General features: G+C 70.1%; 9 protein-coding genes and 2 tRNA genes. 6 read left to right on the plus strand and 5 right to left on the minus strand.

Annotation, left to right across the window (positions count from 1 at the left end; all coding sequences use genetic code 11):
- Nucleotide 1: 1 nt before the first annotated feature.
- The 5 genes from AC07EJ_RS09955 to AC07EJ_RS09975 all read right to left on the minus strand — a co-directional run bounded on the left by AC07EJ_RS09955 (nt 2) and on the right by AC07EJ_RS09975 (nt 9024).
- Nucleotides 2-3238: a sensor histidine kinase gene (locus AC07EJ_RS09955; protein WP_478884031.1), complete on the minus strand. Its 3237-nt coding sequence runs from the start codon at nt 3236-3238 to the stop codon at nt 2-4.
- 367 nt (nt 3239-3605) lie between these two features.
- A complete protein-coding gene (locus AC07EJ_RS09960) occupies nt 3606-4187 on the minus strand; it encodes a GTP-binding protein (RefSeq protein WP_100595019.1) in 582 nt (193 codons plus the stop codon).
- Entirely contained in the window at nt 4168-4578 is a 411-nt protein-coding gene (locus tag AC07EJ_RS09965) for a DUF742 domain-containing protein (RefSeq protein ID WP_100595020.1), read from the minus strand. The genes AC07EJ_RS09960 and AC07EJ_RS09965 overlap by 20 nt, the downstream gene beginning before the upstream one ends.
- A gap of 108 nt (nt 4579-4686) precedes the next feature.
- A complete protein-coding gene (locus AC07EJ_RS09970; RefSeq protein ID WP_362904909.1) occupies nt 4687-5100 on the minus strand; it encodes a roadblock/LC7 domain-containing protein in 414 nt (137 codons plus the stop codon).
- A gap of 9 nt (nt 5101-5109) precedes the next feature.
- A complete protein-coding gene (locus AC07EJ_RS09975) occupies nt 5110-9024 on the minus strand; it encodes a sensor histidine kinase (RefSeq protein ID WP_478884032.1) in 3915 nt (1304 codons plus the stop codon).
- Between the two features lie 578 nt (nt 9025-9602).
- On the opposite strand from AC07EJ_RS09975, the gene AC07EJ_RS09980 reads away from it, so the two are divergent.
- The 6 genes from AC07EJ_RS09980 to AC07EJ_RS10005 all read left to right on the plus strand — a co-directional run bounded on the left by AC07EJ_RS09980 (nt 9603) and on the right by AC07EJ_RS10005 (nt 13192).
- Complete coding sequence (locus AC07EJ_RS09980) at nt 9603-9800, plus strand: hypothetical protein (RefSeq protein ID WP_389485800.1); 198 nt, start codon at nt 9603-9605, stop codon at nt 9798-9800.
- A gap of 101 nt (nt 9801-9901) precedes the next feature.
- A complete protein-coding gene (locus AC07EJ_RS09985) occupies nt 9902-10690 on the plus strand; it encodes a fumarylacetoacetate hydrolase family protein (protein WP_383882713.1) in 789 nt (262 codons plus the stop codon).
- Nucleotides 10683-12161, plus strand: coding sequence for a glutamate--tRNA ligase (gene gltX / locus AC07EJ_RS09990; RefSeq protein ID WP_478884033.1), 1479 nt, complete (start codon nt 10683-10685; stop codon nt 12159-12161). Before AC07EJ_RS09985 ends, gltX begins: the two co-directional genes overlap by 8 nt.
- Nucleotides 12162-12171: 10 nt before the next feature.
- On the plus strand, nt 12172-12918 hold the full coding sequence (locus AC07EJ_RS09995; protein ID WP_389485796.1) for an HAD family hydrolase: 747 nt from the start codon (nt 12172-12174) through the stop codon (nt 12916-12918).
- Between the two features lie 88 nt (nt 12919-13006).
- Nucleotides 13007-13078: transfer RNA gene (locus AC07EJ_RS10000), tRNA-Gln, on the plus strand.
- A gap of 41 nt (nt 13079-13119) precedes the next feature.
- Nucleotides 13120-13192: transfer RNA gene (locus AC07EJ_RS10005), tRNA-Glu, on the plus strand.
- The last annotated feature ends 3 nt before the right edge of the window (nt 13193-13195 follow it).

A 13195-nucleotide genomic window follows, 5' to 3' on the forward strand; every position in this document is an offset into this window, starting at 1 on the left:
ACTAACGCTCCTGGTTGTAGGTGCTGTCAGGACCACTGTGCTGATTCGTGGCCTGGCCGTTCGTGTCACTTCCTGCTTCGCGTCCCCGCTGCACGCCACGGCGCAGGTTGCTCAGCCTGCCCCTGACGTCCTCAGGCGCGCGGGAGACCTGGGGGCCGCCCTGCGGGGTCGATTCCGCCGTGCCCTCGACCAGGTTGGCCTTGGGCACCCGGCGCGGCAGACCGGAGGAGGTGACTCCGCCCGCCTTGGGCTTCCGAAGCTGCTCCGCGCGGACCCAGCGCTCGTCGTTGGACGAACGCCAGTCGTCGGGGCCGCTGCCGTCGCCGCTGCCGTTGTCCTGGGTGGTGTTGTCGCCACGGTCGGGCGCCGGCGTCGCCGCCGGGGCCTGGCGCTGCTGCCCGCCCGAACCGCGCATCGGAAGACCGGAGTCGGTGAGCGAACGTGCGGCGGACGGGGTGGGCCCGGCCGGCGCCGCGGGACCGTGCGGGTCGAAGCCTACGCGCTCCTGCTCACCGGCGTCAGCGCGCTGCGCGGATTCCGCTTGAGCGGTGTGCTCGGACCGGTACTGCTCCTCGTAGCCGTCCTGCGTCTGCCAGTCGCGCTGCTGCGAGCCGCGCAGCGGCCCGTCACCGAAGGCCGAGTAGGTCTCCTGGACGGGTTCCGCATAGGAGTCCTGGGGCGCGTAGCCGTCCTGCGGCGCGAAGAACGAATCGTTGTAGGAGCCGTTCCGCGGCTGCTCGTCGTACGTCTGCCCGCCCTGCCCGTAGCCGGCCGAGTGGTCCTCGTACGCCTGCTGCTGACGGTCGTCGTACGCGGGCTGCGCGGGAGCATAAGTGGTCTGCTGCTCCTCGTACGGGTCCTGCCCCTGCGCCGCCGCGATCTCGTCGCGGAACAGGGGGCGGTCGTCACCGGTGTGCGCCTGGGCCTCCAGGGCCGCACGGCGCTCCTCGCGCATCAGCGAACGGCCGACCGGGTCCAGGTCGCGCAGGTCGTCGGGGACCTCGCCGTAGCGGCTGTCGTCGAAGCCGAGCTCCGCGGCGGTGCGCAGCGGGGCCGGCTCGTACGCCGACTGCGACGGGATCATCGACGAGACGGTGAACTCGGACTCGGGGAGGTGCTCGCCGCTGCCACCGTGGGTGATGACGTCGGGCAGCATGACGAGCGACGTCGTGCCGGCCTGCTCGCCCGAGGGGCGCAGCTGGACGCGGATGCCGTGCCGGTCGGACAGGCGGCCGACCACGAACAGGCCCATGCGCTGCGAGATCGCGGCGTCCACCGTCGGCGGGTTGGCCAGCTTGTGGTTGATGTCCGCGAAGTCCTCGGCGGTGAGGCCGATGCCCTTGTCGTGGATCTCGACCATGACGCGGCCGTCGGGGAGACGGGTCGCGGTGACGCGGACCTTGGTCTGCGGCGAGGAGAACGTGGTGGCGTTCTCCAGGAGCTCGGCGAGCAGGTGCACGAGGTCGGTCACCGAACGGCCGTGGATCTCGGCCTCCGGCACGCCCGACAGCTCGATGCGCTCGTACTGCTCCACCTCGGAGGAGGCGGCGCGCAGGACGTCGACCAGCGGGACCGGCTGGTCCCAGCGGCGGCCCGGCTCCTCGCCGGCGAGGACGAGGAGGTTCTCGCCGTTGCGGCGCATGCGGGTCGCGAGGTGGTCCAGGCGGAAGAGGTTCTCCAGCTGGTCCGGCTCGGCCTCATTGTTCTCCAGGTCCGTGATGAGGGTCAGCTGGCCCTCGATCAGGGACTGGTTGCGGCGCGACAGGTTGGTGAAGATCGCGTTGATGTTGCCGCGGAGCAGGGCCTGCTCGGCGGCGAGGCGGACGGCCTCGCGGTGCACCTGGTCGAAGGCGCGGGCGACCTCGCCGATCTCGTCCGTGGAGTTGATCGGGATGGGCTGGACACGGGTGTCGACGCGGCCCGGGTCGGTGCGCGAGAGCTGGTCGACGAGCATCGGCAGGCGCTGCTCGGCGACGTCGAAAGCGGCGGTGCGCAGTCGGCGCATCGAGCGGCTCATCTGGCGCGCCATCATCCCGGCCAGCGCGAACGCGGCGAGCAGGGCGACCAGGACGACCGCACCGGTGACGAACGTGGACTGCTTGGCGTCGTCGGCGATGCCGGCGGCCTCGTTCACCGCCTTGTCGGCGAGGTCGGACTCGATGGTGCGGTACGCGTTGAACCTGGCGGTGTTGACCGCCCACCAGTTCTCCGCGGTGACGCCCCTCTGCGCGATGGCGAGGCGGGCGCTCGGCTGCGTGGTGGGCAGCGTGGCGATCGCGGACACCATGTCCGTGGGGTCGGCCGGCGGCGGGACGTAGGTCTTTCCCTGCGCCTTCGCGGCGGCGGCGGCCTGCTTGGCCTGCTTCGCGCCGTCGATCGTCAGCTGCTTCTTGGCGGCTTCGAGCTTGTCGACGTCCGCCTGCGTGCCGCCGCCCTTGTACTCCTCGATGGCGATGCCCTCGAGGTAGGCGTAGGAGGAGAGGGCGATCTTCTGCTTGTTGAAGGTCGAGGCCGAGGGGCCCGGGGCGACCAGCAGGTGCATGCCGATGGACCGCTCCAGCGAGAGCGCGGCCTTGGAGAGCGAGATCGCGTAGACCGTGCGGCCGTAGCTCGTGATGTTTCCGGTGCCGAGGCCGAGTTCGTTGGCGAACTCCATCAGCGGGTGCTGGATGCCGACGTAGCCCTCTTCGGTCTGCACCGCGGGGAGCTTGCTCGTGTAGGCGGCGGCCCGCAGCTTCTCCAGGCCGGGCTCGACCTGACGGAACTGCGTGAGGCGGCGCTCCAGGCCTTCCTTGGCCGGCATGTTCTTCGCGGCGGCGTCGAAGGCGTCGGCGGCCTCGTTCGTCGTCTCGCGGGCCTTGACGACCTTCGGGTCGTTCTTGTGGCCGAGCAGGAGAGGAGCCGCGGAGATGTCGCGCTCCTCGATCAGGCTGTTGGCGTACGTCAGGGACGCCTGCACCAGACGCGCGGTGTTCTCCGCGTCCTCGGCCTCGTTCCAGGTGTCGATCGAGCCCTTCACCTGGAAGCCACCCATGATCAGACCCACGAGCACGGGTATGAGCAGGATCGCGTTCAGCTTGGTCGGCACACGCCAGTTGCGCGGCGACATCCGGCCGCCGGACGGCGCCGGGGGCTGCTCGGCCCGTGGCACATGCGCGGCCGACGCCGCTGCACGCGGCGGCGGGGTGAAGTTGCCCCGCGCCGACGACGGCTCGGGACTGTTCTTGCTTCGCCTCACTCGACCAACAACCTCTCGGCGTCGGCACCTACGCTGTGCCGCTGTCTCCAGGCCCTTACCTACTGGGCAGTTCAGCGCATTCCAGCACGTCAGGCGGTTCTCTTCCAAACACTGGGAACCGGAACCTCCGAGTGACCCATGCCCCAGATAAAACGGTCATAAAGAGCGAGCCCCGCCAAAAGGCGGGGCTCTTGTGCGCGCAGTGGAACCGGGTGTGCGCGACCTGTGTCGGCGGCACCGGAATTCTCTGTCGAAACGTTATGAACACGGAGGCCGACCGTGTCAAAGGACACAGCGGCCTCCGGGCGCACTACGACAACTGCCGTATGGATCTGGTCACTTGGTGGCCGGATTTTCGGCGGCGGAACTACTTCAGGCGGGCCATCAGGGCGTGCTCGACCAGCGTGATCAGGCCACTCTTTGCATCCGCACGGTGTCGGGCGTCCGTGGTGATGATCGGGGTGTCCGGGCCGATCTGCAGCGCCTCACGCACCTCGTCGGGCGTGTAGGGCTGGTGACCCTCGAAGCCGTTGAGGGCGACGACGAAGGGCAGCCCGGAGTTCTCGAAGTAGTCGACGGCCGGGAAGCAGTCGGCGAGACGGCGGGTGTCGACGAGCACGATCGCACCGATCGCGCCGCGCACCAGGTCGTCCCACATGAACCAGAAGCGGTCCTGACCGGGTGTACCGAAGAGGTACAGGATCAGGTCCTGGTCGAGCGTGATGCGGCCGAAGTCCATCGCCACCGTGGTGGTGGTCTTGTCCCCGGTGTGGGTGAGGTCGTCGATGCCCGCGGACGCGGACGTCATGACGGCCTCGGTGCGCAGCGGGTTGATCTCGGAGACGGCGCCCACGAACGTGGTCTTGCCGACGCCGAAGCCGCCCGCCACCACGATCTTCGCGGACGTGGTGGAACGGCCGCCTCCGCCGTTAGAGCTTGCGAAGTCCACTGAGCACCCTTTCGAGCAGTGTCACGTCGGGCTGGCCGCCTGCGTTCTCGTCGCCACCGGGCTGGTGGATGGCCACCATTCCCGCTTCCGCCAGGTCCGCGACGAGGATCCGGGCCACACCGAGAGGCATCGACAGCAGGGCCGACACCTCCGCCACCGACTTGACCTCTCGGCACAGGTGGCAGATGCGCTGGTGCTCGGGGAGCAGCCCTATCAGCTGGGCCGGGTCGGCGGTCGTGCTGACGAGCGCCTCGATGGCGAGCTGGTAGCGCGGCCGTGTCCGGCCACCGGTCATCGCATAAGGACGCACCAGCGGCTGGTCGCCCTCAGGACCGTACGAGGCGTGCGGAGATACGCCGTACGGGTCGTGAGAGGCGGTGGGCGGGGTCATGGATCCTCCGGGCGGGACAGCAGGTGGTCTGCGTGCCGTCTGACGGGGCCGGTGGGGGGCGTGGCGGCCTGACGGTGCGGTCGTACGTGCGTGTGGGGGAGGTCGTGACTAGTGCAGCAGGCTGCCCTGCAGTTCGGCGCGGAGATCGGGGGTGAGTACGGAACCCGCACGGTCCACGAGCAGCGCCATCTCGTAGCCGACGAGGCCGATGTCGCAGTCCGGGTGCGCGAGCACCGCGAGGGAGGAACCGTCCGAGACCGACATGAGGAAGAGGAAGCCACGCTCCATCTCCACCACGGTCTGGGCCACGGTGCCGCCCTCGAAGATCCGGGACGCACCCGCGGTCAGCGAGGTGAGGCCCGAAGCGACGGCCGCCAGCTGGTCGGCGCGGTCCCGGGGGAACCCCTCCGACATGGCGAGCAGCAGGCCGTCCGCGGACACGACGACGGTGTGGGAGACCCCCGGCGTGTTGTCCACGAAGTTGGTGATCAACCAGTTCAGGTTCTGTGCCGCCTGGCTCATCTGGCTCAACTAACGCTCCTGCTGGTGAGTGGGGCTGGGGAAGCTGCCGGTCTGGCCCGTACCGGCCTGGCGACCCTGCTGGATGCCCCGACGGAGATTGGTCAGCCGGCCGCGAACGTCATCAGGCGAACGCGAGACCTGCGGACCGGTTTGGTGCTGTTGCTGCTGAGCCGTACCCGCGACGAGGTTCGCACGCGGGACGCGACGCGGGAGCCCGGAGACGGTGACCCCGCCGGCCGAGGGCTGGCGGACCCGCTCGGCCTGGCGGCCGAGCTCGTCGTTGGGCGACTGGCGCCAGTTGGCGGGCGCCTGGGCCTGCTGGGGCGCCGCGGGTGCGGCGGCCGCCGGGCGGGCGGGCGCGGGGGAGGGGTTGGGCGACTGGGGCTGCTGCTGCGGCGAGCGCTGCGGCAGGCCGCCCGGCCGGCCGTTGTTCTGCTGGGGCGCGGGCCCCTGCGGCCGGTCCTGTTGCTGCGGTCCGGCTTGCTGGCCCGACTGCTGGCCGTGGAACCAGTTGGTTTCGAGGGTGTCGAAGAGCGGGGTGCGGCCGTCGCCGGGTCCGGCGGGCGGCAGTTCGTCCTGCCGGCCGGGGGCCTGCGGCTGCTGCGCCGGGAAGTGCTGGTCCTGGCCGCCCTGGAGGGGAGGCCGCGGCATCGAGAAGTCCGCCGCGTCCCGGGAGCCGAGCTGCGGCAGGTCGCGCGCGGGACCGCCGGGGCGACCCTGCTGCTGACCCTGACCCTGACCCTGACCCTGCCCCTGCCCCTGCTGCTGACCCTGACCCTGACCCTGCTGCTGGCCCTGGCCCGGTCCCTGCTGCGGCTGCCCGAAGCCGTCGCCGCCGGGGAACTGGCCGTCCTGGCGCGGACGCCCGGAGTTGTTCTGGCCGGGAGCCGGGAACTGGCCCGTGGCGGACGGGTCCTGAAGCCCCGGGCGCAGACCGTCGTCGAAGCCGGGCGCCGCGAACTGACCGGTCTGGTGACCCTGGTTCTGCGGCTGGCCCTGCGATGGGTTGTGGGGCGGGAAGTGGTTCGGGTTCTGGGAGTGGCCCTGGTGGCCGCCGAAGACGTCGTTACGGACGAACGCCCCCGTGTCCTGGCCCTGGCCCTGGTCGTGCGGGGCGGGCGCGCCGGGACGGGGCCCGTCGAAGTCGGGCCGGGCGAACTCGGCCGTCGAGCCGGGGCCCTGGCGGTCGTCGACCCGCGGGAACTGCGTCGTGGAGTCCGGCTCCTCGTGCCCGCGCGGGGCGTCGAGCGAGGCGCGCGGCACCGGCGGCTGCGCGTCGTCGTTGCCCCAACTCGCCGCGCGGGGCTGGGGGTTGCCCCCGGGCAGCTCGGCGCGGGGACCGCCACGCGGCGGCAGGACCGGCCGGCGGCCCTGCTCGGGCGCCTGGTTCGTACGCTGCTGGGGCGGCACAGGACCGTTCTGGCCCGGCCCCTGGCCGAGGCCCTGACCGAGGCCCTGACCCTGGCCGGGACCGCCCTGCGGACCCTGCGCGCCGCGCGCGCCGGCCGGAGCCGGACGACCCTGCTGGGGGGACTGCTGGGACTGCGGAGACTGAGGCGCCTGCGGGCCGTTGCCGTCACGGCCGGGCAGCGCCGCGCGCGGACCCGATCCGGCGACCTGCGGACGCGTCGCGCCGGGACCGGCACCGAGCAGGCCCGCGCCACCGGGACTTCCGGGACCGCCCTGCGCACCCGCGCCGACCCCACGCCGTGCCGCGGCCACACCGGCGGCGGCCTGCGCTGCGGCGGGGCCACCGGAGGCGGCGCCGGGACCGGGCTTACCAGGAGCCTTCTTGCCGCCCTGGGCGACGTCGACGGGCAGCATGACGAGCGCCGTCGTACCACCGGAGTCGGACGGGCGGAGCTGGATACGGATGCCGTGACGCTGCGACAGGCGGCCGACCACGAACAGACCCATGCGGCGCGAGACCGAGACGTCCACGGTGGGCGGCGACGCGAGCCGCTCGTTGATCGCGGCGAGGTCCTCGGGGGAGAGGCCGATGCCGGTGTCGTGGATCTCGATCAGCACACGGCCGTCGGGCAGTGCGTGACCGGTGACCTTGACCTTGGTCTGCGGCGAGGAGAACGAGGTCGCGTTCTCGAGCAGCTCGGCGAGCAGGTGCACGAGGTCGTTGACGACGCGGCCGGCCACTTCGGTGGTCGGCACGGAGGCCAGCTCGATGCGCTCGTACTGCTCCACCTCGGAGGCGGCGGCGCGCAGCACGTCGACGAGCGGGACCGGGCGGGTCCAGCGGCGGCCGGGCTCTTCACCGGCGAGAACGAGGAGGTTCTCGCCGTTACGGCGCATGCGGGTCGCGAGGTGGTCGAGCTTGAACAGCGAGGACAGCTGGTCGGGGTCGGCCTCGCGCGACTCCAGCTCGGAGATGAGCGAGAGCTGGCGCTGGATAAGACCCTGCGAACGGCGCGAGAGGTTGGTGAACATCGCGTTGACGTTGCCTCGCAGGAGGGCCTGCTCGGCGGCGAGGCGGACCGCCTCGCGGTGCACGTCGTCGAAGGCCGAGGCCACCTGGCCGATCTCGTCGCGCGAGTGCACACCGACGGACTCGACGGAGGTGTCGACGTCCTGCGGGTCCGACTCGGACAGCTGCTTGACCAGCTCGGGCAGGCGGTCCTGGGCGACCTTGGTCGCGGTGTCCTGGAGCCGGCGCAGCGAGCGGATCATGGAGCGGGCCACGACGAACGCGCCGACGAGCGAGACACCGAGGACGAGCAGGATCAGCGCACCGTTGATGATGGCCGTGCGCTCGGACTCGTTGCGCAGCTCGCGGGCCTGCTGCTCCATCTGGTTGAGCAGCGTCAGCTCGATCTTGGACATTTCCTGCAGACGCTGGCTGTCCGCGTCGACCCAGTCCTTGTAGGACCGCTTGTCCTCGTTCTTGATGCCGCCCTCCCTGTCGAGGGTGCGGCGGGCGTACTGGTCGGCGGCCTTGATGGTCGCGTTGCCCGAGTCGATGGGCTTCATCAGCTCGGTGGCGGCGACGTTTCCGTAGACGGAGCTGAAGCCCTTGAGGTCGGACTCCTGGTTCTCCAGTGCGGACTCGCCGTAGCGGCGGTCCGTCTCGGAGAGCTTGCCGAAGTCGCGGTCGTTCGGGGGCAGGGCGGCCGCGATGACGGCGCGCTGCACGGACGCGTACTCCTTGGCGGAGGAGAACGACGCCAGGGCGCGCGTGCGCTTGATCATCTCGGGGTTGCTGGTCGCCTGCGCCATGTCGGTGGACAGCGACAGGAGCTGCTCGACGAGGCGGCTGTAGGCGTCGATCGTCTGGGACGAGGTGCTGCGGTCCTTGAACGCGTCCTGCCGGATGCCCTTGAGGTTGTTGAGCTGGCCGGCGATCTGCGTGACGTGGTCCTGCACACCGTCGAGGCCGCTGTTGGTGGCCCCGTCGGTGATCTCGTACGTGCCTTCCATGAAGGCCTTGCGCGCGCGGTCGGTCTTCTCGCGCGCGCCCCTGACGGTGTAGTCCTCGGTCGCATTGCCGCCGTTGGCCAGCGGGCCCGCCGACTGGTCGCGCTCCTCCTGGAGCGCGGACGCGAGCTCGGTGGCCTGCTTGGTCATGTCCGTCAGCAGCTTCATGTTGTCGAGCTGCTGGATGTCGCTCATCGACTCGCCGATACGCAGCGCGCCGAGGGAGGTCGCGGCGACCACGGGGAGGGCGAGCAGCGAGACCAGGCGGGTGGAGATGCGCCAGTTACGCAGGGCTATTCGCGAGCCGGGGCCGCTCGGGCTCTTCGGCCTGGCGGCAGCCTTGGGCGCGGCCGAAGCCGCCGTACTGCCCTCGACGGAGGCGGTCCGGCCCGGGTTCTGGGCGTGCTGGGGCGAGGAACTGCCTGTCATCGGGCCAGTCCCGCCACGCGGCTCCGGCTCCGCCGCAGCGCTGCCATCCCTGTTCTTACGTCCCTGCACTAGCGTCGCAACCTCTGGACCAGGCGTCCCCCGCGTGCGCGGACGGGACGGTGTCGGCGTAGTTCGGGGGCGAGCTGACACGCCCCCTTCGGTCGTCGGTGACCGGCGCTGCTCCCCCTTCCCGCCGCGACTCGGCGCTGCATCGCGCCCCGTACGCGCCGGCTCGATCTCGCGGCGGTCCCGCGAATTCCAGCACAGTGCAGGATCTCCAACAAGGGCCGAGCGTCAGCGCGGTACCAGTGTGACGCCTTGTGAGGGGTGCGTCACGAGACGTAGAAAGTGATCTCGTCGATAACGGACTTTTACTGACGTTCCATCTACACCCCGGGGGTGTCCCAGTCGCCATGATCGGGAGCGGAATGGTCGCTTCAGTGGCGAAATATCCGTTTCGGTGCGGCGCACTTCGGGTCCGAATTGAAACTTTTGCCCACCCTCTGGTGAGCAAACTCACATGAGGAACATCGTCTCTTCCTCTCTTTCGACGGGAATCAGATGTTTAGCCTGACGCTTTACAGGGATGGCGAATCCGACAACCGGCGCCCTGCGGGCGCCCGCACCGACAAGGTCACGAGCGACACATGAAGACTGTGAAGTCCCCGATGTTCCGCAACATCGCCAACCCGCGGCGTACGACGCTGATGCACCTCAAGGACGCCGATGAGCTGCAGGCGGCACCGGAGCAGCCGGAGTACTCCGTCGACCTCCCCGCCCAGACGGCCAATCCGCGCCGCGCCATCCTGATGGAAGTCCCGGAGCAGACGCCCGTCGCCTCCTGACGCGTCCTGACGCGCTGTAATCCGCGAGGTCGGGTGCCCGAGCCGCGTTAGCCTGGGTCGTCAGTTTCCAGTCAGCGGAAGTAGAGGGGCGCAAGGCACCCGTGCGCATCGCCAGATTCTCCATCGACGGCAATGTCGCCTTCGGCGCGGTCGAGGGCGACAGTCCCCCCGGAACGACCGATGGGCTCGTCCTCGACATCATCAAGGGCATCCCGTTCGCGGACTTCGAACTCTCCGGCACGAAGGTCCCGCTGAGCAAGGTCAGGCTCCTGCCGCCGGTGCTCCCGAACAAGGTCGTCGCCTTCGGCCGCAACTACGCGGAACACGCGAAGGAACTGGGCAACGAGGTCCCGGACGCCCCCTTCGCGTTCTTCAAGCCGTCCACCTCGGTGATCGGCCCCGGCGACCAGATCGCGTACCCCTCCTTCTCGCAGGAACTGCACCACGAGGCCGAGCTCGCCGTCGTCATCGGCCGCATGTGCCGCGAGGTCCCGCGCGAGCGCGTCAAGGACGTCATCCTCGGCTACACCTGTGCGAACGACGTCACCGCGCGTGATGTCCAGAAGCGCGAGAAGCAGTGGGCCAGGGCCAAGGGCTTCGACACCTCCTGCCCTCTCGGCCCCTGGGTGGAGACGGACCTCGACCCCAGCGACCTGACGATCCAGTGCACCGTCAACGGACAGCAGCGCCAGCTCGGCCGCACGTCCCAGATGATCCACTCGATCGAGGACCTGATCGTCAACATCTCCGAGGCCATGACGCTGCTTCCCGGCGACGTGATCCTCACGGGCACCCCGGAAGGGGTCGGCCCGCTCAACGTCGGCGACGAGGTCGCCGTCACCATCGAAGGCATCGGCACTCTCACCAACAAGGTGATCAAGCGTGGCTAACGCGACGAACGTCCGCGTACGTTTCTGTCCCTCCCCGACCGGCAACCCCCACGTGGGTCTGGTCCGTACCGCCCTCTTCAACTGGGCCTACGCCCGGCACAACCAGGGCACCCTCGTCTTCCGCATCGAGGACACCGACGCAGCCCGCGACTCCGAGGAGTCGTACGAGCAGCTGCTCGACTCGATGCGCTGGCTCGGCTTCGACTGGGACGAGGGCCCCGAGGTCGGCGGCCCCCACGCGCCGTACCGCCAGTCGCAGCGCATGGACATCTACAAGGACGTCGCCGAGAAGCTCCTCGCCGCCGGGCACGCGTACCGCTGCTACTGCTCCACCGAGGAGCTCGACGCCCGCCGCGACGCCGCCCGCGCCGCCGGCAAGCCCTCCGGCTACGACGGCCACTGCCGCGACCTGAGCGCCGAGCAGGTCGCCGCGTACGAGGTCGAGGGCCGCGAGCCCATCGTCCGCTTCCGCATGCCCGACGAGGCGATCACGTTCGAGGACCTGGTCCGCGGCGAGATCACCTACCAGCCGGAGAACGTCCCGGACTTCGGCATCGTCCGCGCGAACGGCGCCCCGCTGTACACGCTGGTCAACCCGGTCGACGACGCCCTGATGGAGATCACCCACGTCCTGCGCGGCGAGGACCTGCTCTCCTCCACGCCCCGCCAGATCGCCCTCTACAAGGCGCTCACCGAGCTCGGCATCGCGAAGCTCACCCCCGCCTTCGGCCACCTCCCGTACGTCATGGGCGAGGGCAACAAGAAGCTCTCGAAGCGCGACCCGCAGGCCTCGCTCAACCTCTACCGCGAGCGCGGCTTCCTGCCCGAGGGACTGCTCAACTACCTCTCCCTGCTGGGCTGGTCCTTCTCGGCCGACCAGGACGTCTTCTCGATCGAGGACATGGTCGCGAAGTTCGACCTCGCGGACGTCAACTCCAACCCGGCGCGCTTCGACCTCAAGAAGGCCGAGTCGATCAACGGCGACCACATCCGCATGCTGGACGTGAAGGCGTTCGCGGCGGCCTGTGAGCCGTGGCTGCGCGCCCCGTTCGCCAACTGGGCGCCCGAGGACTTCGACCAGGCGGCCTGGGAGGCCATCGCCCCCCACGCGCAGACCCGTGTGACGGTCCTGTCCGACATCACGGCCAACGTCGACTTCCTCTTCCTGAAGGAGCCGGTGGAGGACGAGGCGTCCTGGACCAAGGCCATGAAGGGCGACCCGGCCGGCCTCCTGACCACGGCCCGCGCGAAGCTCGAGGCCGCCGACTGGGCGTCGGCCGACTCCCTCAAGGAGGCCGTCCTGGCCGCCGGTGAGGAGCACGGTCTCAAGCTCGGCAAGGCGCAGGCCCCGGTCCGCGTCGCCGTCACCGGCCGCACGGTCGGCCTGCCCCTCTTCGAGTCCCTGGAGATCCTGGGCAAGGACAAGACCCTGACCCGCATCGACGCCGCCCTGGCCAAGCTCACGGCCTAAGCTCGGGCACATGCCGATCCGCGCGGTCCTGTGGGACGTAGACGACACGATCTTCGACTACGCGAACGCGGATCGCGCGGGAATGCGGGATCACCTTCGGGCCGAGGGCCTGGCCGACGGATTCACCTCCGTCGGCCAGGCCCTCGCTCGTTGGCGCACCCTCACCCGGGAGCACTGGGCGCGCTTCGAGTCGGGCGAGACCGACTGGGAGGGCCAGCGCCGTGATCGCGTACGGGCCTTCGTGGGGCGCGGCGCCGGTAATGCCGGCAATCCCGATGACATGGACGACACCGAGGCGGACGCCTGGTTCGGGCGCTACATCGTCCACTACGAGGCCGCCTGGGCGCTGTTCCCCGACACCGTCCCCGTGCTCGACCTGCTCGCGGACCGCTACCGGCACGCGGTGCTGTCCAACTCCTCACTCCACAACCAGGACCGCAAGCTGCGGGTCCTCGGCGTCAGGGACCGCTTCGAGGCCGTCGTCTGCGCCGCCGAACTCGGCGTGGCCAAGCCGCAGGCCGCCGCCTTCCACGCCGCCTGTGAGGCCCTGGAACTGCCCCCGCACGAGGTCGCGTACGTCGGCGACCAGCCCGACACCGACGCCCACGGCGCCGAGGAGGCAGGGCTCACCGGCATCTGGCTGGACCGCGCGCGGACCGGCGGCCGTCCCGAACTCACGCGCATCACGGCGCTCGACCAGCTCCCCGCCCTGCTGGCCCCGGATACCCGTTTTGGAGCGCCGTCCACCTTCGGGTAATGTTCTTCCTGCGCCAAGGGAAACGGGCCGAAAGGCCGGACCCGGAAGCGTAAATCAAACAGAACCCTCGCAAGGGGTTGCTTTTTGATGGCCTATGGTGTAATTGGCAGCACGACGGTTTCTGGTTCCGTTAGTCTAGGTTCGAGTCCTGGTAGGCCAGCTCGCAGAGCTTATCTGCATCGCGGATTCCAGATCCGCAAAGCCCCCGTTGTGTAGCGGCCTAGCACGCCGCCCTCTCAAGGCGGTAGCGCCGGTTCGAATCCGGTCGGGGGTACAG

It is taken from the genome of Streptomyces sp. NPDC045026, from assembly GCF_056432625.1.